Below are 23,061 nucleotides of genomic sequence, written 5' to 3'. Positions count from 1 at the left end.
CAAATCCGGGAACAGACAATGACAGAAAAGCTGGCAGCAAAAAAATGGAATGCAGAGCAGCTCGAAGACTGGCTCATTCATAGAGTCGCACAACTATTGGAGCAGTCAACCGACGATATCGATCCTGACATGCCTTTTAACAGCCTGGGCCTGGATTCCATCAACGTCATGGACTTGATTGTTGAACTCGATGATTTGCTGGGTGTGGAAATTGAATCCACCATCGTTTGGGATTATCCGACGATACATCTCTTGAGTGAATATGTAGCGACGCTGGATAAAAATAGATCAGGAATAGATAAAGAGTAGAAAGCACTGAGCAAGAGCAGCACTGAATGAATGCATCATGGCAACCCATGATCCTATCTCAACCGGAGCAAGCATGAGCGATCAAAAAGCAGCACCCAAAAACGAAGCCGCCAAGGCAGCGGATGGCGAACATAAAGTCAGTTTCTGGGGATTTATCGGTCAGGCACTGGGCCTGGCCTTTACCTACCGTCTGCTGGCCAGCCTGGTGGCGCTGGCCTTGCTGGTGCAGATAGGCTTTAATCTGCTCATGCCATTAAGCTACCGCTACATCTTCGACAAGGCCATCGTCAACAAGGACATGGGTTTGCTGGCAATTTTGCTGGGTGTGCTGGCCGTCGGCTTCCTGCTCAATGCAGGTGCTGGCCTGATGCAGGACTTTGGTACGGCGACTATAGGTTCTCGTATTTCCAAGAGTTTGCAGGAAAGGATGTTCAGTAACCTGCAAAAGCAATCCACCGATTTTTTCAGCAAGACACCGCAAGGCGATATCGTTGCCTGCTTTGGTCCTGATGTGATGGCGATAGAAACTGCCCTGGTGCGCGGCCTGCCCAGCTTTTGCATGCGCCTGGTCACCATCGTCACCAGCCTGGTTCTGCTATTCGTCATCGAATGGCGGCTGGCCATGGTGGCGCTGATACTCATGCCCATGATCGCCTTTGCCCCCAAACCATTTGGCCCGCGTGCGCGCAAGTTTGGTCGCTCGCGTGATGACCTGCAATCTGGCAATGCAGGTCTGGTACAAGAGAATTTGCTGAATCACCTGACCATACGCACCTTCAACCTCAGCAAATACCGCGAACAGCAATTCGGCGAGAGGTTGACGCGCTTGCAGGAAGATGATTTCAGGGCGAATTTCTTCACCTCCATGATAGGTCGCTCCACCAATGTCGCTGCCGGTTTCTTGCAGATAGGTGTGCTCGGCGTAGGTGCGATTCTGGCTGTCATGGGTTTCCTGACCACGGGTTTGCTGATTGCCTTCATAGGCTTGCTGCTCAATATTGGTGGTGCAACGGATAACCTGACCCAGGCCATCCCTTTGCTGGTGCAGGGCATGAACAGTTACTCGCGCATACAAAAACTGCTGGGCGCGCAGCCAGCCTTGCCCGACAGTCCGACAGCCACGGCACTGCCAGCGATACAGGAAAACCTGAAACTGCAAGGCGTGGAATTCGCCTATCAGGCTGATCACCCTATCCTGCGCGGCGTCGATATAGAAATCCCGGCGGGCAGGACAGTTGCCATCGTCGGTGGTTCCGGCTCTGGCAAATCCACGGTACTGTCTTTGCTGATGCGCCTGTATGACCCGAACAAGGGCAAGATATTGCTCGATAATGTCGATTTGCGTGATGGCACAGAAGCATCGCTGCGCGCACAGACCAGCGTGGTCTTGCAAAACACTGCCTTGTTCGATACCAGCATCGCAGAAAACATACGCATGGGCAGGCTGGATGCAACAGATGAAGAAATTGTCGCCGCTGCCAAGGATGCAGGCATCCATGATTTGATAGAGACTTTCCCGAATGGCTACCAAAGCGTGGTCGGCAGCCAGGGCGGTAGCCTGTCGGGCGGCCAGCGCCAGCGTATTGCCATCGCCCGTGCCTTGTTGCGTAACCCACGCATACTCTTCCTTGATGAAGCCACTTCGGCACTTGATGCCCATACCGAAGCCGAGATAGGCGCGACGCTTGATGCCATCTCTGCCGATTGGACCGTAGTATCTGTCACCCATCGCTTCACCCATATCACCAATTACGATCTCATTATCGTCATGGAAAAAGGCCAGGTGGTGGAGTCGGGCACGCATGAAGAGTTGCTGGCCAAGGATGGTCGCTATGCCATGCTGTGGCGCAAGCAAAGCGGCTTCACGATTACTGACGATGGCAAGGCCAGTGTTTCCGTGGAACGTCTCAGAGGCATCCCTTTCCTGTCCGAATGCTCGGACGAGGTCTTGCAAAAACTCTCGAAGTCACTGGTGTCAGAATCTTTTGCCGCTGGCAAGCCTGTGTTTGAAGAAGGCGAGCCAGGCAGCAAGTTCTATATCGTTGCTCGCGGCAAGCTGGAAAACTATGTGAAGCTGGAAGGCGACAAAGAAACTACGTTGGGCATGCTCGATGATGGTGACTACTTTGGCGAAATGGCGCTGATACGCCCGGTACCGCGTATCTGGTCTGTGCGTGCAGTCGTCGACAGCACTTGTATCAGCCTTGATCGCCAGCAATTCATGGAGTTGATGGATGCTGACCCTAAACTGAAAGAAGCGGTGACGACAACGGCCTATGAAAGAGCGGCAGAGTGGACGCAGGCAATTATAGAAGCTGCAGACGCTTAATTATCAAATAGGACGGCAAAAAGTAAAAAGCTCTGGCAAAAAAATTGCGAGAGCTTTTTATGACGGTTTGATGAATTCAAAAACGCGCCAGTGCAGCATCCTTGTTCGCCTGTATATCAAGAATCGCATTAAAACCACTGACCAAAAATACTTCATTGATCGATTCATTCAGACTGCACAAAACCAGCTTGCCGCTGGCAGCCTTGGTTTTCTTGGCCGTCAACAAGATAACGCGCAGGCCAGCACTGCTGATGTAGGCGAGTTCAGAAAAATCGATAAGTATGTGAACCTCACCAGCTTCGATAGCAACGAGAATCTCTTTCTCAAACGCAGCAGAATTATTGCTATCGAGGCGGCCAGCAGGAGTAAAGGTTTTTATATTCGGCATAATGATCCTGACAGGAAAGTTTGTGGGTTAAATGCTGCTTATTCTAGACGTAATTTCGGCTCAAATCGTACATTTAACAACGCAAAAATAATAATATTTTTTTACGCTTTGTTAAATGCTAGACATCATTTCTACGCAAGTGTACTATTGCCTTCGCTGCCTAAAATTTGAGCTAGAAATTCAAATTCATTGGCAGCACAGAGTTTCGTTTCATTCCGATATTAACTTCGTTGAACCACGTAAACTAGGGGTAAAAAAATGGCACATTTATATGACCAACTGGCATCTGCAATCGCAAAATCCGCACAAGATCCCGCATACCGTACCAAACTGCTGTCTGACCCAAACGGCACTTTGAAATCTGACGGCGTAGACATCGGCGGCGCAAAAATCTCCATGGAATGGACAGAGATCACCAATGTACTGAGCATCCTCGTTGAAAACGGCGGTGCAAATTGGACAGGCTCGATTGTTCTGAGCATCAAGAAGTAATATTTTAGTCGTAGAGTAGAGCACATGGCTCATCCGGGCTATGTGCCTGATGACTGTAGCAGGCCCTCAGACAGCACATCAATCAAATGTTTTTCCTGAGCAATAATCCCCGAGCAAAGACAACGCATCCATAAAAGTGGGGATGTATTGTGCAGACCCGAATCCGCTGTCGTCAGCTGTTTTGGGTAAACTTCTTTTGCTTGCCAGTGCAATGAGGTGCTGCTCGTCATATTGTTTGAGTACAAACTGCCAGTCAGCGGCATCGCCATTGTCCAGGTTTTTAAGCAAGCGGACGCTGGACGCATGATTCACACTGAATACCAGCTTGCGTGCGTCTGCCGACAAGCCTTCGCCAGTAGCTTTCAGATAAGCTTCTTTTAAAACCCAGAATGCATAAAATTTTTGTGCCCTGTTTTTGTTGTCAGACAGCTTAATTTCCGCAATTTCCTCCTTGCTGCAAACTACCCCCATCAAATCATCCAGATTGACATCATGATTAAATAGTTCGACATCCACCCCTGTCTCTGCACCATATTGCAGGGCCACCACGACTAGCTGACCAGCGTGAGAAATGCTGATGGCAGGGACCATAATATTTTCATTCACGAAGCTGACTGATGGCTTGCCAGTGGCAGCGGTGATGACTGATATCTCTCCAGGCGGGATACCAGTCATTTTTGCTACTGCCAGCTTCACCAATGCACGACCACCCAGATACCTGTCCCTGTCATCCTGCTGCAGATAGCGTTGGGCACGTATTTGCTCAGCGCCGGTTAACAGGGTTTGCAAACCGGCCCTGTATGTGCGCAGGTAATCGAGTTCGGCTATCCATATTTGTGCCGCCGGGTTCGGGTACATATTCTTTGTGTTAGTAGTCATAGACAGGTTATATTCATCCGTGCCGCATTATATTGAGAACGCTGATAAAGGAACAGTATATTGAAAATCATCGCCTACCCGTTTGCCGGTGGCAGCAGCTATAGCTATGCAAAGCTGTCGCGTGAACATGCACATGAATGGCTGGTGCTCGACCCGCCAGGCCACGGCAGCAATATGCGCCAGCCTTTGATGCACAGCATACCTGAGATGGTAGCTGCCTTGCTCGAACCTACTTTGCGCGCAAGCGCTGGTAGCTCCTATGTCTTGTTTGGACACAGCATGGGTGCCTATATTGCGCTTGCCATACTCGACAGACTGGTGGAGCTTGGGGCTAGCCTGCCACAGAGACTGGTATTGTCAGGTGCTGCTGCACCGCATAGCCGCGCTTTGGAGCACCACGCAGAACTGCCGCGCAAGGAATTTCTTGAGTGGGTAGCAAACATGGGCGGCATATCAGCAGAAGTGCTGGCTGAACCACAATTGATGGAATTGTTTGAGCCTATCCTGCGTGCCGACATAGGTGCAGCAGAAGCCTATGTCGATGGCAGCCAGCGCCAGCATGATGTACCTGTGCGCGTGCTGCTGGGGCAAGATGACAGGATAGCGCTGGCAGATGGCCTGGCCTGGACAGAATGTTTTGTGAATGCGCCTGAAGTACATACGTTTGCAGGCGGACACTTTTTTCTGTTTGATGAAGTTGAAAAAGTGCAGAGCCTGATCGCCTGAAATGAAAAAGCGTGGCCCTGGATTTCAGGGCCACGCTTACAGAACAATACCAATAAATATTAGAACCTGTACAGCACCGATGCCTCAATCGCACGACCAAAGATAGGGCGGGCAAAGACCACGCTGCTGCCACTGCCTATGACGCGGGAATTGCCTTCGGTCAGACCGAGTTGATTGGTCAGGTTGGTACCAGCCAGGCGGAATTCCAGATTTTCACCCAGGCCCACCAGGATACCTGCATCCAGGGTGTAGTACTTGGGCAGGGATTGCTGGTTTTCTGCATCGGCAAAGCGCGCATCGACATGGGTGTAAGTACCATACAGCTTGATATCACCATTGTCGAGCGGGATACGGTAGCTCGGTGACAGGCGGAACTGCAATTTAGGCTGGCGCTTCACTTCATTGCCGGTATTGGCACCATAGTTTTCATACTTCGATTGCTGGTAGGCACCGCTGAGTGAAATCTGGAAGTTCTTGATCGGGCGCGCAGCCACTTCAAATTCCAGACCAGAACCACTGGAGCCACCAATCGCTGTCACATTGCTGCCATTCGACAAAAACTGCTGGAAGGGCAGGCCAGTGAAAGTATTGTGGAAGAATGTCAGGTAAGCACTGACGTATTCTGACACGCTCTTCAAACCTATCTCATACTGCTTGACCTTGGTCACAGGCGCATTCACACCATTGTCGCGTATGGTATCGAACTGTGGCAGGGCAAAGCCAGAATTCAGGCGCGCAAATACGCTGAAGTTTTCTGACACCTTGTAATTACCACCCAGGGTGTAAGATATTTCACTGTCAGTGCGATTCACAGGCGTGTTCGTGCCGCTCAGTACTGATGCGCTGTTGTTGTACAGGGTCAGCGGATTATTATCCAGGTCCACCGATTTTGGATTCGAGATAACGCCATTCAAACGGCGGTTCTCGGTACGTACACCAGCATCAACGCGGATACGGTCATTGATCTTCCATTCATCGGCCAGGTAAAACGCCGTGTTCTGCGCCGAGAAATTTTCATTCAAGGTGTAGAAGGATGCGCCATCATGTCCATTGCCGCTGACTACCACGCCATTGTTCAATTGCACATTGATAGGGCGGGCATTCGGTGTCGCTGTCATCAGGACACTATTACCCAGATACCACATGTCCTTGGATGAGTAATCGGCGTAGTACAGGCCCGCCGTCATGGTGTGATCCTTGATGATTTCTTTGCTGATGCGCAGTTCATCAGTGAAGGAACTCAGTTTCTTTTCTACCGACCAGATACCTGCTGACATCACTTGCTGGTCACCTGCAACTGCACCGCCACCATTCAGATAAGTTGCCGTGCCTGAAATAGCCTGTTTGCCACCTGCAGCAGCCACCACATTGGCCTGGCCATTGGCTGACTGGATAGCGCTATTGATATAGCTGGACATGCTCACAGGGCTATTACCAGTGAAGATCGCCAGGGTAGGTGCATCGCCAGAAAAATGATTGAGTTTGTTACTGATATTCCAGCCATTGATGGTTTGCGAAAAATCCACGCCAAACAGATTGGCTTGCAAGCCACGGCCATTTGCCAGGTCTTTATTGATGACCTGACCAGGGCCTACTTCCAGAGCGACATTGCGCAATTCATTGCCATACAGCGAACCGGTCAAAGGGTCAAAACCAGGAAAAGCAGTTGGCTTGCCGCCAGCAGAACTGGCAGAGATCAATGGTACGCCAGTATAGAAAGTGTTTTTGTCATTGACGGTGCGCGCATAAAAAGTCAGCTCGCCCTGATCCAGTTTCCTGGTGACACTGGCAGTGACCTGGCCGCCTTCATCTGCCGGGTATTGTCCGTCACGCACACCTTGTGCAACACGATAAAAACCGCCTATGGTGCCATACCAGCCATCGGCAATCTTGCCACCATAATAGCCATCGATGCGACGCAGATTACCTGTACCCACAGTGGCGCGCAAACTGCCTTCAGCAAGGTCACGGCCTTTCTTGAGCAAAAAGTTCATGGTCGCACCAGGCTGGCCATTCGAGAAGATAGGGCTGGGGCCACCGCGCAAGACTTCGACGCGCTCTATGGTGTCATCAATACGGAACAGCGATGAACCTTCCAGGAAAGACAGGGTAGGTGGCGGGAACAAAGGCGAGCCATTCATTTGTATCGTCACAAATGGTGCATCACCGTCGATAGGGAAGCCGCGCACACCTATATTGGCACCGGCATTGCCGCCACTGGATTCGGCATAAATACCCGGCACGATTTTCAGCAAATCAGCAGTGCTGCTGGGGGCGGCCTGTTTCAGTTGTTCTTCATTGGCGGTGGTGATGGAGTAAGACGCATCAATCTTGCGTTGGCCGCCACTGCGGGCATTACCGGTCACCACGATTTGCTGGACTTCATCTGCCTTGGCTGGCGCGGCAGTATTCGTCGTCGCTGCAGCCGCGGCATTGGTCTCTGGATTGCTGGCGACCTGGGCTTGGGCCTGGCTCAATAATGTCATCATGGCGATAGTGATCGCCGACAAGCGGAAGGGCTTGTTGCAGTTCATGTTGTGCTCCTGAATATTATTAAAGTTAGTCGTCCTTAACATCCGTTCAAAGGCAATCCGCAGACTTTTCATCATACGCATTGTTGCCTCTTGCCACTTCCTAAATGAGCCTGGCCTGGTTTTTTTGGCCTGTATCCCTGGAACTCAAGTGACGAGATGTAAAAACAAGCCCATTGAAACAATAAATGTTATCGATGTCAATTGAAATGTTATCGATGTCATTTATTCGACACAAATTATTTAGATGCTTAAAAGTACAGGGTTTCTATGTGGAAATAAAGGATTGGTGAGCTTGCCTAGAATCGATGTTCGCATGCGGCTGGCAAAATATTCGGTGTATTTTTGCTTGATTTGCGTCTGTGTCGTCCGATATTCCAGACTGATGATTGTGTACCGATGTACCAGTGCAGGGTCTGGGATATATCGCACCCAAACAAGCTCTGTCATAATGCGCGGGAATTAAAGCGAAAAAGTTTCAGGGACAGCGAAGCCAGCGATAACGCTGATCTTTGCCAGAATCTGAAATCACTGTATCCGAAAACCAAACACCTAGCACTCGATAACAAGGCCTTTGCATGTCAGCAAAAAAGCGCAGCACACCCAATCCCGAATCCGGGGTAACGATGGAACACCTGGCTGCCATTGCCGGGGTATCCACCATTACGGTGTCGCGTGCCTTGCGCAATAGTCCGCTGGTGACGGTCGATACACGTGAAAAAATCCGCAAGATTGCAGAAGAGCAGGGTTATCGTTTCAACGTCAGCGCCCGCAATTTGCGCCTGGGCCGCAGCCATTCTGTCGCCGTCGTAGTGGAAATGACACCAGCCAATGACAGGCCCATGTCCGACCCTTATCCGCTGGAATTATTGGGCGGCATCACCCAGGAGTTGACGACAGCAGGCTACAGCGTAGTGCTGACTTCCATGCAGCTCATCGACACGCCACCTGTACAAGGGGCTGATGGCATGATCTTGCTGGGACAGGGCTCACACGGTGAAGCCGTACACCGCTTGCAACGTTCGGGCTTGCCACTGGTGATCTGGGGCGCACCAGATGCCAATCAACCAGGCATCGTCGTCGGCAGTGATAACCGCAAGGGCGGTGCCAGCGTGGCTGAACGCTTTATCCAGCAAGGGCGGCGCAAGCTCTTGTTCATAGGCGACATTGATCATGCCGAAGTGCAGGAGCGTTGCGCCGGTTTCATGGAAGCACTGGGTGAGCAACAACATGCCGTCACCATCTTGCGTCCAAAAGCTTTCACTTTTGAAGCCGGGTTTGATTGCATGTCCACCTACCTCAAGAAAAAAGACAAAACTTTCGATGCCGTATTTGCCGCCAGTGACTTGCTGGCCATGGGCGCGATACGTGCAATTACCGAAGCAGACATGACCGTGCCTGGCCAGGTATCTGTCATCGGCTACGACGACACCCCAGGTGCAGCCAGCTTCATCCCTGCACTCACCAGCGTACACCAATACCTGCGCGATGGCGGCATCCTGCTCGCCAAGAAAATCCTTGGCCTCATCAACGAAGAGCCGGTCGAGTCCGAGGTCTTGCAGACCATGCTGGTGGTCAGACAGACCTGAATGCGATTATGTTTAGCCGCCTCGCGGCTGTTATCCCGTAACTATCATTGATCTGCCTGGCTGTTTTAGATAAGATAATGGCAGCGCTGCTATATGGTGCCATTCAATAAGCAGCCCCCCACTACAGCCAGCATTTTCCTGTTTCCCCAAGAATAGCCAGCCATTTTTTCTCAGTCTGGATATTCACGATGTTTACCTGCAATCCCCAGTTTCACACGATCTCAAATGGTCGCTATTTCAGGACTGCTTATGTTGCCTAAGTCAGCACGCACGGTATTGCTGCGTTTGCATTTGTGGCTGGCACTCACGTTTGGCAGTGTATTCGTGCTATTGGGGCTCACGGGCAGCATCATTTGCTGGATGCATGAGCTTGATCATGCACTCAATCCAGCTCTGTTCAGCACTGCACATCAAACTCACACTTCTGAACCGATCAAGCCAGAAATGGTACAGGCTGCGCTGAATGCCCTGACGGCCAATCCTGCTTATGGCCGCCCCAGGCAATTGATGCTGCCTGCCAGTACGGCAGATGTCATTACTGCCTGGTATCCTGCCAGACCAGCTACTGGCAAGTCCGCGTTTAGCCAGGACTGGTCACGCCAGGTCATGCTTGACCCGCTCACGCTGGAAGTGAAAGGTGAACGCAACTGGGGGCAATACGGCATCTCAGGAAGTTTGCTGATACCAAGCCTGTATCACTTGCACCGCTATGTTTTACTTGGTGAGACCGGCAAGACCGTGATCGCAGTCAGCGGCATCATGCTCGTGCTGATGTCGCTTATTGGCCTGTTTTTATGGCTGCCCAAGCCCACCTGGAAAGCCTTGCGACAGGCTCTGACAGTCAATCTGGCGGCAACTCCGGCTGCCATTAATTTTCGCCTGCACCGCATGCTGGGATTTTTTGCTTTGCCGGTGCTCTTGCTACTGGGATTTTCTGGTGCCTACTTCAATCAGCCACAATGGCTATTGCCCGTCGTAGGCAAATTATTACCGATCACACAGGCACGCAAGCCAGGTGATGCAAATGTGCTTCCCGGTCAGTACATCACTGCTGTACAAGCCATGCTGATAGCACAGGGCGTATTCCCGCATGCCAGAATTTCGCGCCTGGGTTTGCCATCGGCTTCTGCTGCCGTGTATGAAATCCGTTTGCGCCAGCCCCAGGAAATGCATAGCGGCGATGGTGCCAGCAGGGTCAGTGTAGATGCCGGCAGTGGCCGCATCATCAGGGTTGCCGATCCGCTACAGGGGCAGGCTGGCGACCGCTTTCTGGCCTGGCTGTTCCCCCTGCATAGCGGCATGGCTTTTGGCATGCCAGGCAGGATATTCATTTCATGCTTTGGCCTGGTTCCGCTGATTTTGATGCTGACGGGTTGGCGCATGTGGCGCAAGCGCAAATAAAAAAAGCCGGATGCGCGATGCATCCGGCTGGCCTTGACAGGGAGGGGCGTTCAAGCCCCTGTGTCTAGTGGACTGTAACAGTGGAAATCGGAGTGCCTGCCATGTGCGCGACGATCATGGCTTCGTTGCAAATACTCGCGATAGCCCCGCTATCGCTGTGTCCATTTGTTCAACCCTTGCCTTGCCCTGATGCGCCGGGCACATGTCCTTCACTCTCGATTTCACTGTTACAGTCCACTAGAAGCGTGTATTCAACACCAGATAGGCATTGAAAGGTGCTCCAGGTTGTATCTGCACATTGTTATTGGCTGACTCCATGTAGCGGGTATTGCCGAGGTTATTGAGTTTAAGGGTAATGTCATAACGGGCTTGCATGTAAGTCAGTGCCAGGTCGACGCGGGCGTAACCTGGCAGGCGTACCGTATTATCAGTCAGGGCGTATTGCTCGCTATGGGCAATGATGCCTGCACCAGCGCTCCAGTTCTTGCTGAAGCTTTGTTTTAACCAAAGACTGGCATTGTGGGATGGCGTCATTTCTGCGCGGTTGCCTATGCGTATATCATTCGATGCGACGATTTTTGCATCGTTATAGGTGTAGCTGGCATTGACCTGAGTAGCGCTGAACAGTTGTCCCTGAAGTTCAAGCTCCAGTCCCTGGTTGCGCTGACGGCCGATTTGCAACTGGCGCAAACCTGTCAGGTCAGTTGGGTCAGCAGTCAATTGATTGCTTTGCTCTACCCTGAACAAGGCGATGCTGGTGTACAGGCGTTTATCCAGCCACTCTTGCTTCAAACCGATTTCCTGCAAGTCAGTTTTCAGGGGCTTGACCTGGCTTAGCGGATTGCTGCCTGTATAGAGCAAATCACCACCGGCAGGCTGATGTGAGCGACTGATCGTGAAATAGGCAGACTGTTGCGGCGTGATTTTATACACCAGTCCCATGCGTGGTGAGAAAAGATTGTCAGTACGTTCACTGACGGCATTGTTGAGCAAGCGGTTAGTTTGCTTTTGTTTGAACTGGTCAAAACGGCCACCGAGCAGCACATCCCATTCACTCGTCAAGGCAATCTGATCTTGCAGGTACAGGGCCGTAGTATCGGCATTGAAGTGGCTGTCTATGGCCACAGGCAAAGCCCTGAAGTCAGGAGCCGCGAGCAATTGCTGGGGGCGGTATAAATCCACAGGGTAAGCCGTGCCAGTTTGCCTGACCAGTGAGTCGCGCTTTTGTTGGGATAATTCCAGGCCAGCCAGCAAGAGGTGGTTGCCTATGGCGTACGTCAGTTCAGTCTGGTTGACCAGGTTTTTTTGTTGTATAGGGAAGTAGGTAATCTGGCGTGACACGGTATTGTCTGCATTCACTCGCCGGTTGCGTGTATTCACGCCATCGAGATCAGTCTGGCTGTATTGCAGGTTATTGACCAGGCTAAGTTGCTGATTGAACTTGTGTTCCAGCCTGGCTTTAAAAAGATCACTATTGGTTTTTGTAAAGTCAAATTTTTCGCCATAAAAAGTGCTGGCATCAACCGCCACGGCACGTCCATTCAGTGATGGTATGCCACGGTCTGGCGTGTGGTCTTCGCGCTGCAATTCCGTCTGCAACAGCAAGCTGGTTTGCGGGCTGATATTCCATGACAGTGATGGTGCCAGCAGCATGCGCTTATGATCAACAATATTCCGGTAACTGTCACCCGCATCATAGGCAGCAATCAGGCGTGCATTGACCTCATTGCTCAGGGCACCACCTGTATCAATGCTGAGCCTGCGCTGGTTGTTCGAACCCAGGGCCAGCGAAATTTCATTGTCCTGTTTGACCTGCGGCTTTTTGGTAATGCGGTTGATCAGACCCCCGGCTGCGCCACGGCCATACAAGGCGGCTGTTGCACCCTTGATGACTTCGAGTTTGTCCGTGGTGGCAAGATCGCGAAAGTACAGGCTGTCATCACGCATGCCATCCAGCAGGGTTTCCCGTGGAGAGTAAAAACCGCGTATATAAAATTCATCGCGGCGGCCTTCGCCTTGCCCGGCGATAATGCCGGGCGTATAGGCCAGTGCGTCCTTGCTGCTATTGGCTGCACGGTCCCGCAAATCTTCATTGTTGACGACAGAAATTGATTGCGGGGTTTCCAGCAAAGTCCCATTGGTTTTGCTGGCACCACTTACTCTGGTAGCACCTTGCCGTGACTGTGCCTTGACTTCAATTAATGGCAAGTCATTTTGTGTCGTGCTTTGTGCCATCACTGTGTGGCTATAAGCCTGACAAAGCAAGGCCGGGAGTATCAGTGAAAAAGGTTTTGCGTACATAATTAGTGCATCATTTTGGAGTTGAAAAAAACGGATACAGAGCAAGGCTCATCAAGGTTCATTAAGGTTCATTCACCACGCCCAGCGGGTGATATAGCGGCAGATAGGCAGCCTTGCGGTCAGCCTGCTTTAAAAAACGGATCAACAAATTTCCCTTGACTGGCAAGGGTTCGCCGGACAGCAAGCCCTGTATGCGGCGGGCTGCTTCCGGGTTGGGGAAGTTAGCGAGATAACTTTGCAGGGTGTTGCGCAGGCAAGCCCACAATTCCAGGTACAGTTCATGATTGCCATTCGCCAGCGTGGCGATAACTTCGCAAATATTATTGACCAGCAGGCAATAGCCTATACGTGTCCAGCCAGCTTCGTCGCTGCAACAGATTTCTTTGCGGGTATGTTCATCGATTTGCATGGATGTGAGCAGTTCGTGAGCCCTGGGTGTCAGTCTGGTCAGTTCCAGATCACGGACGATAAAGCGTGCCGGTGCACCATCTTCTGCAAGTCCGACGATGCTGTTTTGCATATGTGGCTCAAATGCGATACCTTTTTCAAACAACAGGTAAAAAACGGGATAAATTGCCAGCTCGGCATAACGGCTGAACCACAAACGCATGCCCTGGCGCAGGGATAGGCTATGTCTGTGGGAAAACCGTTCTATCAATGCAGCGACCTGCAGACGACCCGCCTGGCCGTTGCCAAACAGCGCTGCGCATATCATGGGCGTGATGCCTTGCGCCATATGAGTTGCCAGACCTTCGCGCAAGACCAGCCCAAAGCCGTCTTCGATTTCCTTATTTTGCCTGTCACTCTGCTGCTGATCTTCCGGGAAGGCTACGCTCAGGTAAGCCTGTTCTTCCAGTGCATGAAAATGCGGGAACAGTGCTTGCATGTCTGCCTTCATCGGTCGGTACAGGCGGCTTGCAGTCAATGCGGCAGCCAGTTCGTGCCGCGCATTATTGCGTATGCAATTGGTGATGCGCAGGTTCAGCGACAGTTTCAAAAAAGCACTGCCATCTTCAGCCAGCATGGTGCGTATGGATGCCGTGGGATAAAACTGTTTGCCACTACAACCCAGGTCGCGTATCTCACCGGCGGCCATGGCGGCTTGAATGCGGGGCTGCTGCACGAGCCAGCCAGCTTGCCAGGGGTGCAGGGGCACGATGATGTGTTTGCTATCGGCTTGCAGTTCATGGCCAGTCAGTTGCTGCAGGCGGCTGGACAAGTCTTGCTCATCCAGACTATCGCTGATGATCCAGCTGCATGGAAGCTGGAAGTAGCGCAACTGCAGTTGTGCGCCATGTTCAGGTGAATAGTTTTTTTCTTCTGCTTTTGTCCAGCCTGAACGACTCTTGGGCGTAGGATGGAAAGGGTGGCCCGTCAGCAAATGCTGTTCGCTGCGTATGTATTGCTGTAAAGCCGAGTCCGTGTGAAGAGAGCGTAATTTGCCTTGCTGCGCTTCCAGCAAATGCTGCATGGTGGCGATGCTTTCCTCGATTTGTTGTAGCAGATCGGCATTAAAGTCAGTGTCTTCGCGTAGCGAAAGATCTGAAACGATGAGATGGGCAATATCACGCCAACTGGCTACCGACCAGGTCTGTTGATGGTCTTGCAGATAGATGTCGGTGATGTAATCGTAATTGCCGGTGACTGAGACATGTTGCACCCCTACGCAAAAACGGCTATGCATGCGTGGCAACTGTATGTCCAGCACCTGGCCCTGATACTGTCGCAGTGCTGCAGGCGGCAGTCTGGTGTGAGCGATGGAACGGACTGCCAGCTTATGTTCCTGCATGGCGACTTCACGCGCATAGCAGTTCAGCAGCACGCGGGCATGTTGCAACTGGGCGTATTCCCTGGCATCGACAGGAACAGCATTGTTGGCGGCCTGCCTGGCATGCGGCAAAGCATGTGGCAAAGACGGCAGGTGGAGGAAGTGCAAAGTTTCCGGTGCGTGGTTCCAGGCGAACCGCGGTAAGCTAGCGTTCATAGGCGTTTACTTTCTATAAAAATGGACAGGCCGGCCAACAGGGCACAAGCCAACCAGATGGGCGCGGTATAGCTCATTGAAGTAGCCAGACCGCTTGCGAGAATTCCTGCCAGAACAGCGCCCCATTTATTTGCGCCTTCCAGCTTGCCAAAATGTTGACCTGCACTGGCCTGTCTGGTCGTGGAGGCTGCCAGAGTATTAATGGCCAGATAAGCGCCGGTCATACCCACGCCCATGAGAATGCGGCCCGTGATTAACGCGGGCAGATTATTGGCCAGCACCTGCAACAGCAGACCCGCACATGTCAGCGCCGAAAAACGCGCCAGTGCAGTCTGTGCATTGGAAAAATTGACATGACACCCGAGTGGCCAGGCCAGCAGCAAGAACAGTGCATGCGGCAATCCAAACAAGGCACCAGCCAAGGATGCAGGGATGGCCAGACGTTGTGCCAGGTCGATGACAAAATACGGATAGGTCAATACCGTACCTATGGTGAACAAGGCCTGGAAGCGATACAGACTGCTGGCATTGAGTGTGCCGGTCTGAATGCTGTTTGACGGCGTGTTATTGCTGACTTCACTGTTATCACTGCTATCACTGTCAGGCTGGACACCAGTTCGCGCAGGTAAAAAGTACAAAACCAGTCCTGCCAGGCCGGGGAAGATGGCGAGATAAAAAAAGATATGCAGCAGATTTTGGCCGTCGCTGAACAGGCCTATGATGGCGGGCCCAGCAAAGAGGGCGGTGCGGGCCGAGCCTTGCATGACACTCAAGAATGTGGTCAGACGTTTGCTGGGCAAGAGTGACGCCAGAAACGCATTTGATGCAGCAAAGGTGCCACCCAGCAAACCTTGCAAAGTCAGGCCAAAGGCAAATTCCCAGGGCGTGCGCGCCATGCCTGTGATGATAAAACTCAGGCACAAACCCCAGTGCGCCCTTATCAGGGATGCGCGTATGCCTATACGGTCAGCCAGCTTGCCCCATAAGGGATTGGAAATCGCCGCCGCCAGCGTAGGCAGGGTAAAGTACCAACCCGCCATGATCAAGGCCTGGCTAGAGAAATTCTGCTTCAGTATATGTGCATAAAATGGCGGCATGCACAGGGCAGCAAAGGCTGCACCAAAATGCCCCAACACAGTAATGAAAATGATTTGCCGCATCACACACCTGAAGGCTGCATGAAATGATGTAGAGGATTGGGCACTGCATGAAACGCTTGCGACTGCGCGGCAGAAAGACGTCTGCTGGCCAGTTTTTCCATTTGCAATTCAGGGACAAATAAATTGAATTGCTGGAAACGGGTGGACAACTGCGGCACTTGCGTCTGGTAGCTCAGCACGGTTTGTGCAGCCAGATGCCAGAAACGGCTTTCATCAAAACCGTGATGCATTTCCAGCCTGTGTGCCAGTTCAGACAGGTGGATAAACAAGAGCACTTCAAGCAGATAATCCCTGGCTTCGTCCATAGTGTCCATGGCAAAGCCATTGCTGGCATTGGCTGCATTGCGGTGTGCCGGAGCCTGGCGTAAATGCTGCAAGCGAACTTCGTTGGTGGTTTGTCCGGCGATGTAATGCAGGCCACCCGGCAAGTCACGGATGGCTACACCGGCAGGCAAACCATCCCTGACGATGAGTAAGGTATTTTGCGCGTGCGCTTCGAGCAAGACGCCGTGCGCCAGCATCAGATGGATAAACGGTGGCAACATGGCTTGCAATAGCGCCTTGACCCAGGTTTCAGTGCCATGTTGTTGTAACCAGGGTGAGATATTCAATTGTTGATGATTTAGTTGCTGATTTGGTTGCTGCTGATCATTGAGTGTAGTCAAGGCAGTGCAAGGGAATATCTGCTCGCCTTGCCTGAGTATGGATGTCGGTGATTGTCGCCAGATCGCACCCAGCAAGCCATATCTGTCCTGGCGTGATGCAGCAGGTGTCAGGGTGATGCCCATGGGTTCTGCCAGAACCGCCAGCCTGCAATGCTGCTGTAAAAAAATATCTTCGCTACACAAACTTTCCAGCCATTGCGATATCAGTGGCGCATTATGAACATGATGGTCAGACAGGATGCGGTCTGCCGAACTGTTCGCGATGGCCAGCGGCAGCTTCAGGTTGTGATTGCTATGGCTGGCAAGACATGTCAGTGAACGTATCGATTGCTGTGCCAGCCAGGCCGTTTCGCCTGTACCAAGATAGAGCAGGTGGCCATCTGCCAGCCAGTCGGCATACTGGATTTGCAGACACTGATGCCAGTGCCAGGGATGGGCGGGCAGCAGATAATAATCCTCCGCATCCTTGCCTGAGCTTATGATGGCTCGCTGCAAGTGCAGCACTTCTGTTGCATCAATTTCCGCTTGCAAAAATTGTGTGTAGTCACCACCAGGCAAGCTATGAATATCAGCCAGTCGTTTATCGAGTGCCAGCCAGACCAGTCCAAAAGCCTGCGCAAATTCTGGCCCATAGCGCTGATGGTCGGCCAGGTTAAAACCTATACGCGAACGATAACAAGGGTGATACAGATGGCCTTCACCCAATTGTGCCTCTTGCCATGCATAAGGCAAGTCAAGTGCAGCACTACCTTTTGCGGTTAAGGCCTGGGCTTGCAAAGAGCAAGCCTGCTTGGCAGCGGTATGAATTAATTCATTGATGAAGCGCGGGCCATTCTGCGCCGCATGCGGCCTCAGTAAATTGCCCGCCACAATGGCAATGTCATGGGTGGCGATGCCGTTGCTCACTTCGAATACCGGGCCATGCAAACGGCTGCGCCCAAAGCTGTTTGCCGGATGTGCAGCTATCCGGTATTCAAACTGTTGGCCTTGTTCATCCACTCCCCGCAAATACAGATCAGCTTTTCCATCAGCTTGCCTTTCCAGATGTCCATCCAAAGCACCTTCAAACCAGAAGGCGTCGATGAACTGACGTAGCGTGCGTTCGGCTGCAACTGGATAAAATGACATATTACCAGTCGCTTGATGTTGCTTTTTGCTGTTCATGCTGTTTTCCAAAAAAATGAGGGCGAGCAAGTCCTCTGTGATTGCCGGGGCAATCACACTTTCCTGCACGATGTGAAAAGAAAATTTCTTATGGGCTGGCGACTAGCCAGGACAGTCGTAGTACTTCGCCATGAGAATATTTTTCAGGACAGAGGCGACGATTGATAGATATGAATACGAATATGAAATGACGATGGACATGATTCCCCCGCGGATATAACGCATGGTTTTTTCACTTGCCCACGTAGGGATGCTGGCGTACGTGTGGAGCTGGGGCTGGCGCTTGAGAGGGTGTGAAATTGCTAAAGTGAAATCATTATAAATGAGAATCGTTATCATTTGTGATTTATTTATCAAATAACCTACGATATTCAAGGTCAATTTGCGGGGTGGCGCACATCTTATTGCCTTTCAGGGCTGAAGAAATCGGAGGTTAAAACTGCTGCTTAAGCATGAAATAAGTACGAGATCAGCAAGAGAAACAGGTATCCGCACACACCTGAAGTAATTTCACCCTCAGAGCATTTTCAAAGCAATTCTCAAGCCCTTCAAGTCTTTGCTTCAAAAATATAAAATTTAGTTTGTTGACTTTTAAAACCGGTTTAAATAGAATTAATTTAAATTTCAAACCGGTTTGAGTAAGTTTTGTGAATTTAAACCAAAAAAATTAACCAAAACACCAAGATCAAGAATAAAAATGAAGGACGAGACCGTGCAAACAAGCGATGCCTTGCAACATCAATTTCCGCTAGAAGGCTGGGGGATTGCAGAAAATCAACTCGATGACGGGCATCACCTGCTCAGCGAAACCCTGTTTTCCCTTGGAAATGGCTACATAGGTTTGCGCGGCACGGCAGAAGAGGGCAACCAAAGGACAGCAGCAGATTCACTGAACGGCAGTTACCTCAACGGCTTTTATGAGTCCGAAGCCATACAGTATCCAGAAAACGCCTACGGTCTGGCGCGCACCAATCAATTCATGCTGAATGTGCCCAATGCCAAATGCATTACATTGATGCTGGAAGACGAGACTTTCGATTTGCAGCAAGGCAGGGTAGACAGCTACCAGCGTCAACTGGACTTCCGCACCGGCCTGCTGACGCGCACTCTGCAATGGACATCTGCACAGGGGCGCAGCATGCGCCTGCATAGTCAGCGCATGGTCAGTTTTGATAACAAGCATGTGTATGCGATGTCGTATGAAGTCACGCCTTTGAATTTTTCTGGCGAGATCAAACTGGTTTCTGCTATCGATGCAGCGGTAAAAAATATCGTGGCAGGTGATGACCCGCGTGTTGGTTCCGCCATCAGCGGCCCGGTGCTGCACAAACTGGAAGTTGTGCAGGAAGATGATTTCTCCGCCTTCCTGCACCGCACCCACAATAGCGGCCTGAGCCTGGCAACTGCCATGCAAAATCATTTGCAAACCGAGAGTGCTTACACCAGCAGCTTGCAGCAGAGCGATGACAAGCTGGAGCAGCAATTCACTATCCAGGCAGTACAAGGCCAGGCGATAAAGCTGGATAAATTCTGCAGTTATTTTTCATCCCGCGATTATCCGGCAGCGTCTTTGCTCTCACTCAGCCAGCAGGGACTGGTCAAGGTGCGTGAACAAGGATTTGCACAACTGGCAACGAACCAGCAAGCTTATCTGGATGACTTCTGGGCACAGGCCGATGTGCACATCAGCGGTGACGCTGCCTTGCAGCAGGGCATACGTTTCAATATGTTCCACCTGCTGCAATCAGTAGGGCGTGATGGTAAAACCAATATTGCTGCCAAGGGTCTGACAGGTGAAGGTTATGAGGGGCATTATTTCTGGGATACAGAAATTTATATCTTCCCCTTCTTCCTCTACAACAAACCAGAGATCGCCAGAAAGCTGCTCGAATACCGCTATCAATACCTGCCGCAAGCCAGGGAACGTGCGCGGCAGATGTCGCACGCCAGCGGCGCCCTCTACCCATGGCGCACCATAGATGGCGAAGAATGTTCAGCCTACTTCCCCGCAGGCACAGCGCAATACCATATCAATGCTGACATTGCCTATTCCATCAAGCTGTATATGGAAGCGACGGCAGACATGGATTTCTTGCTCACGCAAGGTGCAGAAATCGTGCTGGAAACAGCACGCCTGTGGATGGGCCTGGGTCATTACACCCGCCTGCCAGGGCAGGATGCAGAATCGTTCTGCATCAATGAAGTGACTGGTCCTGACGAATACACGGCACAAGTCAACAACAACTATTACACCAATGCGATGGCGCAAATGCATTTGCGATTTGCTGCTGATATCGTCAAGCAACTACAACTTGAACACGCAGAAAAATTTGCTGAACTTGCTGCAAAAATCCATCTGCAAGCGGATGAGGAAAACGCATGGCAACGTGCCGCCGATCTGATGGCTTTGCCCTACAACAAAGAACGCGGCATCCATGAGCAGGATGATAGTTTTCTCAATAAAAAGGTCTGGGATTTTGCCAATACTCCCAAGGAAAATTATCCTCTGCTATTGAATTACCATCCGCTGGTCATCTACCGCCATCAGGTCTGCAAACAGGCAGATGTAGTGCTGGCCTTGCTCTTGCTCAGTGACCAGTTCAGCCTTGATGACAAGCGCCGTGACTTTGATTTTTATGAGAAAGTCACGACGCATGATTCATCCCTGTCGACCTGTATCTTCAGCATCATCGCCGCAGAAGTCGGTTATCAGGACAAGGCTTACGACTACTTCATGCAAACCGCCAGGCTGGACCTGGACAATACCCATGGCAATACCCATTATGGTGTGCACACTGCCGCCATGGGCGGTACCTGGCTGGGTATTGCCTATGGCTTTGCGGGCATGCGCGTCAACAAGGGGCAACTGAGTTTTGCGCCGGTCTTGCCCAGGCAATGGCAAGACTACCAGTTCCGCGTGCATTTCCAGGGGCAATTGCTGGAAATTACGGTGAACCAAACCCATGTCGAATATCGTCTCTTGCGCGGCATGGCATTGCAATTCCAGCATAGAGGGCAAAGCCTGCAAGTGACTGAGCAACAAGCGACATGCAAAGTATCATTGCATCAACCGGAGCAGGCTCATGCGTAAATACGAATATCGCGCAGTGATTTTTGATCTGGATGGTGTGCTGACTGACACTGCGCATTATCACTATCTGGCCTGGAAAAAACTGGCTGAGAGTGTAGGTGCAAGTTTTGACGAAGCCTTCAATGAGCAATTAAAAGGTGTGGACAGAATGGGCTCGCTGAACCTGATCCTGGCAGCATCCGGCAAAGACTTTAGCGATGCAGATAAACTGGAACTGGCAGATCAAAAAAACCTGCATTATCAAAGCTTGATCGCCCAACTCAGTCCTGCCGACTTATTGCCCGGTGCGGCAGAGTCCTTGCAACAGATACGCGCGGCAGGTTTAAAAACAGCCTTGGCATCGGTCAGTAAAAATGCCCAGGCGGTAATTGAGAGACTCGGTATCGCAGATCAGTTTGATGTCGTCGTCGATGCTGCAAAAATAAGGAATAGCAAACCAGACCCAGAAATTTTCCTGACCGCAGCAGCGGGGCTGGGCTTGACTTCAGATGAATGTTTTGGCGTGGAAGATTCTATAGCAGGCATACGCGCCATCAAATCTGCGAAGATGTTTGCGCTAGGCATAGGCAGCCCGGCAGTATTGACGGAAGCTGACGTTGTCATCGCAGGTTTGCATCATTTCAGTTTGCAGGATTACTTGAAGTAAAAGCAGTAACAGTAGTACATAAAATAAGCAGTAAAAATAAAAAAAGGCAGGAGACAACATGACCGAGCAACACCCGCAGCCAGCCAGCAGGCGGCGCATTATTCTTGCGCTATTCCTGCTGTATTTTGTATTCGCCATCCTGCTCAACAGCGTGGGCACGGTGATACTACAAGTTATCAAGACTTATGGCGTCAGCAAATCTGCTGCCAGTGTGCTGGAGGCTTTCAAGGATATCCCCATCAGCATAGTCTCGTTTTGCGTGGCGTCTTTTCTGCCGCGTCTGGGTTATAAATATGCGATGCTGACCGGCATGGCGATAGTCACTGTCAGCACGGCAGCCATGCCCTTGCTGCCAGGATTTTTGATGACGAAACTGCTGTTTCTCAGCGTGGGTGTGGCCTTTGCGCTTATCAAGGTATCTGTCTATGCGACCATAGGCCTGATCAGTGCAGACCGCAAGCAGCATGCCAGTCTCATGAATACGCTGGAAGGTTTCTTCATGGTGGGCGTGCTCAGTGGTTACTGGATATTTGGTTATTTCATCGATGCCAATGATCCCGCCTCGCCAGTCTGGTTGCATGTCTACTGGCTGCTGGCAGGCTTGTGTGCTGTGACTTTCTTGCTGGTGGCGACCACCAGTTTTACAGAATTTGAAGCAAAGCTGACTGTCAGTAAAAGCAGCCTGCTTACCGATTTTGCCGATATGCTTAAACTGATGGCGCGTCCCCTCGTCTGTGTTTACATAATCTCGGCTTTTTTATACGTACTGCTGGAGCAGGGTATAGGCACCTGGCTACCGACCTTTAATAATGAAATCCTCAAAATGCCGGTGGACATGAGCGTACAAGCCACCAGTATTTTTGCGGCTTGCCTGGCCATAGGCAGGCTGGGCGCGGGTGCGGTCATGCGCAAGCTTAACTGGTATCTGGTGTTGAACATCTGCCTTATCAGCATGGCAGCGCTGGTCTTGCTGACCTTGCCATTGACGCATAACATCGTTGCCAATCCTGATCTGCGCTGGAGCAATGCACCGCTGGCGGCCTTCATCTTCCCCTTGATAGGCTTGTTCATGGCACCGATTTATCCTGGTATTAATTCTGTCATGCTGAGCTCTTTGCCGACTAACCAGCATGCCGCCATGACGGGTTTGCTGGTCTTGTTTTCTGCCCTGGGCGGCACCAGCGGTTCCATGATCACTGGTTATGTGTTTGGTGCGATGAATGGGCAAACGGCGTTTTATCTGTCCTTGCTGCCCTTGAGTGTCATCTTGCTGACGCTGTTTTTCTTCAAGCGTGCGATTGAGCGGCTGGACTGATATGCTTATGGATGAACTTAGCCTCTCTGCACAAGTATATAATCCCAGCTTCCGTCCATCTTAATTCCATCTTTTCCATTTGCCCTATGTC

16 protein-coding genes are annotated in these 23,061 nt (G+C 51.3%); 9 read left to right on the top strand and 7 right to left on the bottom strand.

Going from position 1 to position 23,061, the window contains the following annotated elements:
- The first annotated feature begins 18 nt into the window (after positions 1-18).
- Both ACO0LD_RS03720 and ACO0LD_RS03715 read left to right on the top strand, forming a co-directional pair.
- Positions 19-309 carry an acyl carrier protein gene (locus ACO0LD_RS03720; protein WP_423003819.1) on the top strand — a complete coding sequence of 97 codons (291 nt, stop codon included), beginning with the start codon at positions 19-21 and terminating at the stop codon, positions 307-309.
- 73 nt (positions 310-382) lie between these two features.
- Positions 383-2,638 carry an ABC transporter transmembrane domain-containing protein gene (locus ACO0LD_RS03715; protein ID WP_423003817.1) on the top strand — a complete coding sequence of 752 codons (2,256 nt, stop codon included), beginning with the start codon at positions 383-385 and terminating at the stop codon, positions 2,636-2,638.
- Positions 2,639-2,714: 76 nt separating this feature from the next.
- Here ACO0LD_RS03715 and ACO0LD_RS03710 read toward each other — a convergent pair whose 3' ends face one another.
- Positions 2,715-3,026 carry an STAS domain-containing protein gene (locus tag ACO0LD_RS03710; RefSeq protein WP_423003815.1) on the bottom strand — a complete coding sequence of 104 codons (312 nt, stop codon included), beginning with the start codon at positions 3,024-3,026 and terminating at the stop codon, positions 2,715-2,717.
- Positions 3,027-3,284: 258 nt separating this feature from the next.
- Between ACO0LD_RS03710 and ACO0LD_RS03705 the strand changes: the two genes are divergently transcribed.
- Positions 3,285-3,518 (top strand): hypothetical protein, encoded by a 234-nt coding sequence (locus ACO0LD_RS03705; RefSeq protein WP_110256962.1) that lies wholly within the window; start codon positions 3,285-3,287, stop codon positions 3,516-3,518.
- Between the two features lie 78 nt (positions 3,519-3,596).
- Here the strand turns inward: ACO0LD_RS03705 and ACO0LD_RS03700 are convergent, their stop codons facing one another.
- Positions 3,597-4,397, bottom strand: coding sequence for a 4'-phosphopantetheinyl transferase family protein (locus ACO0LD_RS03700; protein WP_423003813.1), 801 nt, complete (start codon positions 4,395-4,397; stop codon positions 3,597-3,599).
- A gap of 60 nt (positions 4,398-4,457) precedes the next feature.
- On the opposite strand from ACO0LD_RS03700, the gene ACO0LD_RS03695 reads away from it, so the two are divergent.
- Positions 4,458-5,123, top strand: a complete 666-nt coding sequence (locus tag ACO0LD_RS03695; RefSeq protein WP_423003811.1) for a thioesterase II family protein — start codon at positions 4,458-4,460, stop codon at positions 5,121-5,123.
- Positions 5,124-5,182: 59 nt separating this feature from the next.
- Here ACO0LD_RS03695 and ACO0LD_RS03690 read toward each other — a convergent pair whose 3' ends face one another.
- Positions 5,183-7,657 carry a TonB-dependent receptor gene (locus tag ACO0LD_RS03690; RefSeq protein ID WP_423003809.1) on the bottom strand — a complete coding sequence of 825 codons (2,475 nt, stop codon included), beginning with the start codon at positions 7,655-7,657 and terminating at the stop codon, positions 5,183-5,185.
- A 575-nt stretch (positions 7,658-8,232) separates the two neighbouring features.
- Here ACO0LD_RS03690 and ACO0LD_RS03685 point away from each other — a divergent pair.
- Together ACO0LD_RS03685 and ACO0LD_RS03680 are read left to right on the top strand one after the other, a co-directional pair.
- Positions 8,233-9,243, top strand: coding sequence for a LacI family DNA-binding transcriptional regulator (locus tag ACO0LD_RS03685; RefSeq protein WP_423003807.1), 1,011 nt, complete (start codon positions 8,233-8,235; stop codon positions 9,241-9,243).
- Positions 9,244-9,492: 249 nt separating this feature from the next.
- Complete coding sequence (locus ACO0LD_RS03680) at positions 9,493-10,644, top strand: PepSY-associated TM helix domain-containing protein (protein ID WP_423003805.1); 1,152 nt, start codon at positions 9,493-9,495, stop codon at positions 10,642-10,644.
- Between the two features lie 237 nt (positions 10,645-10,881).
- Here the strand turns inward: ACO0LD_RS03680 and ACO0LD_RS03675 are convergent, their stop codons facing one another.
- From ACO0LD_RS03675 to ACO0LD_RS03660, 4 genes are all read right to left on the bottom strand, one after another.
- Complete coding sequence (locus tag ACO0LD_RS03675) at positions 10,882-12,945, bottom strand: TonB-dependent receptor (protein ID WP_423003803.1); 2,064 nt, start codon at positions 12,943-12,945, stop codon at positions 10,882-10,884.
- A 61-nt stretch (positions 12,946-13,006) separates the two neighbouring features.
- The gene (locus ACO0LD_RS03670; RefSeq protein ID WP_423003801.1) at positions 13,007-14,929 is read right to left on the bottom strand and encodes an IucA/IucC family protein; all 1,923 of its coding nucleotides are present in this window, start codon (positions 14,927-14,929) and stop codon (positions 13,007-13,009) included.
- Positions 14,926-16,089 (bottom strand): MFS transporter, encoded by a 1,164-nt coding sequence (locus tag ACO0LD_RS03665; protein ID WP_423003799.1) that lies wholly within the window; start codon positions 16,087-16,089, stop codon positions 14,926-14,928. Before ACO0LD_RS03665 ends, ACO0LD_RS03670 begins: the two co-directional genes overlap by 4 nt.
- Positions 16,089-17,918 (bottom strand): IucA/IucC family protein, encoded by a 1,830-nt coding sequence (locus ACO0LD_RS03660; protein ID WP_423003797.1) that lies wholly within the window; start codon positions 17,916-17,918, stop codon positions 16,089-16,091. The genes ACO0LD_RS03665 and ACO0LD_RS03660 overlap by 1 nt, the downstream gene beginning before the upstream one ends.
- Before the next feature lie 697 nt (positions 17,919-18,615).
- Between ACO0LD_RS03660 and ACO0LD_RS03655 the strand changes: the two genes are divergently transcribed.
- The 3 genes from ACO0LD_RS03655 to ACO0LD_RS03645 are packed head-to-tail and all read left to right on the top strand — an operon-like array spanning position 18,616 to position 22,970.
- On the top strand, positions 18,616-21,009 hold the full coding sequence (locus ACO0LD_RS03655; RefSeq protein ID WP_423003795.1) for a glycoside hydrolase family 65 protein: 2,394 nt from the start codon (positions 18,616-18,618) through the stop codon (positions 21,007-21,009).
- The gene (gene pgmB, locus ACO0LD_RS03650) at positions 21,002-21,655 is read left to right on the top strand and encodes a beta-phosphoglucomutase (protein WP_423003793.1); all 654 of its coding nucleotides are present in this window, start codon (positions 21,002-21,004) and stop codon (positions 21,653-21,655) included. The genes ACO0LD_RS03655 and pgmB overlap by 8 nt, the downstream gene beginning before the upstream one ends.
- Positions 21,656-21,713: 58 nt before the next feature.
- Positions 21,714-22,970, top strand: a complete 1,257-nt coding sequence (locus ACO0LD_RS03645) for an MFS transporter (protein ID WP_423003791.1) — start codon at positions 21,714-21,716, stop codon at positions 22,968-22,970.
- The last annotated feature ends 91 nt before the right edge of the window (positions 22,971-23,061 follow it).

This window comes from Undibacterium sp. Ji83W, from assembly GCF_049340385.1.
GTDB lineage: Bacteria > Pseudomonadota > Gammaproteobacteria > Burkholderiales > Burkholderiaceae_D > Undibacterium.
The sequence above is the reverse complement of the archived record's forward strand: the minus strand, read 5'-3'. Positions and strand labels throughout refer to the sequence as shown.

Bases quoted from the DNA above. Each gene is read 5' to 3' on its own strand.
- ACO0LD_RS03715 (WP_423003817.1), top strand. From the start codon at position 383: ATGAGCGATCAAAAAGCAGCACCCAAAAACGAAGCCGCCAAGGCAGCG.
- ACO0LD_RS03655 (WP_423003795.1), top strand. From the start codon at position 18,616: ATGAAGGACGAGACCGTGCAAACAAGCGATGCCTTGCAACATCAATTT.
- ACO0LD_RS03690 (WP_423003809.1), bottom strand. From the start codon at position 7,657: ATGAACTGCAACAAGCCCTTCCGCTTGTCGGCGATCACTATCGCCATG.
- ACO0LD_RS03700 (WP_423003813.1), bottom strand. From the start codon at position 4,397: ATGACTACTAACACAAAGAATATGTACCCGAACCCGGCGGCACAAATA.
- ACO0LD_RS03645 (WP_423003791.1), top strand. From the start codon at position 21,714: ATGACCGAGCAACACCCGCAGCCAGCCAGCAGGCGGCGCATTATTCTT.
- ACO0LD_RS03685 (WP_423003807.1), top strand. From the start codon at position 8,233: ATGTCAGCAAAAAAGCGCAGCACACCCAATCCCGAATCCGGGGTAACG.
- ACO0LD_RS03705 (WP_110256962.1), top strand. From the start codon at position 3,285: ATGGCACATTTATATGACCAACTGGCATCTGCAATCGCAAAATCCGCA.
- ACO0LD_RS03680 (WP_423003805.1), top strand. From the start codon at position 9,493: ATGTTGCCTAAGTCAGCACGCACGGTATTGCTGCGTTTGCATTTGTGG.
- ACO0LD_RS03660 (WP_423003797.1), bottom strand. From the start codon at position 17,918: ATGAACAGCAAAAAGCAACATCAAGCGACTGGTAATATGTCATTTTAT.
- ACO0LD_RS03720 (WP_423003819.1), top strand. From the start codon at position 19: ATGACAGAAAAGCTGGCAGCAAAAAAATGGAATGCAGAGCAGCTCGAA.
- ACO0LD_RS03710 (WP_423003815.1), bottom strand. From the start codon at position 3,026: ATGCCGAATATAAAAACCTTTACTCCTGCTGGCCGCCTCGATAGCAAT.
- ACO0LD_RS03675 (WP_423003803.1), bottom strand. From the start codon at position 12,945: ATGTACGCAAAACCTTTTTCACTGATACTCCCGGCCTTGCTTTGTCAG.
- ACO0LD_RS03670 (WP_423003801.1), bottom strand. From the start codon at position 14,929: ATGAACGCTAGCTTACCGCGGTTCGCCTGGAACCACGCACCGGAAACT.
- ACO0LD_RS03665 (WP_423003799.1), bottom strand. From the start codon at position 16,089: ATGCGGCAAATCATTTTCATTACTGTGTTGGGGCATTTTGGTGCAGCC.
- pgmB (WP_423003793.1), top strand. From the start codon at position 21,002: ATGCGTAAATACGAATATCGCGCAGTGATTTTTGATCTGGATGGTGTG.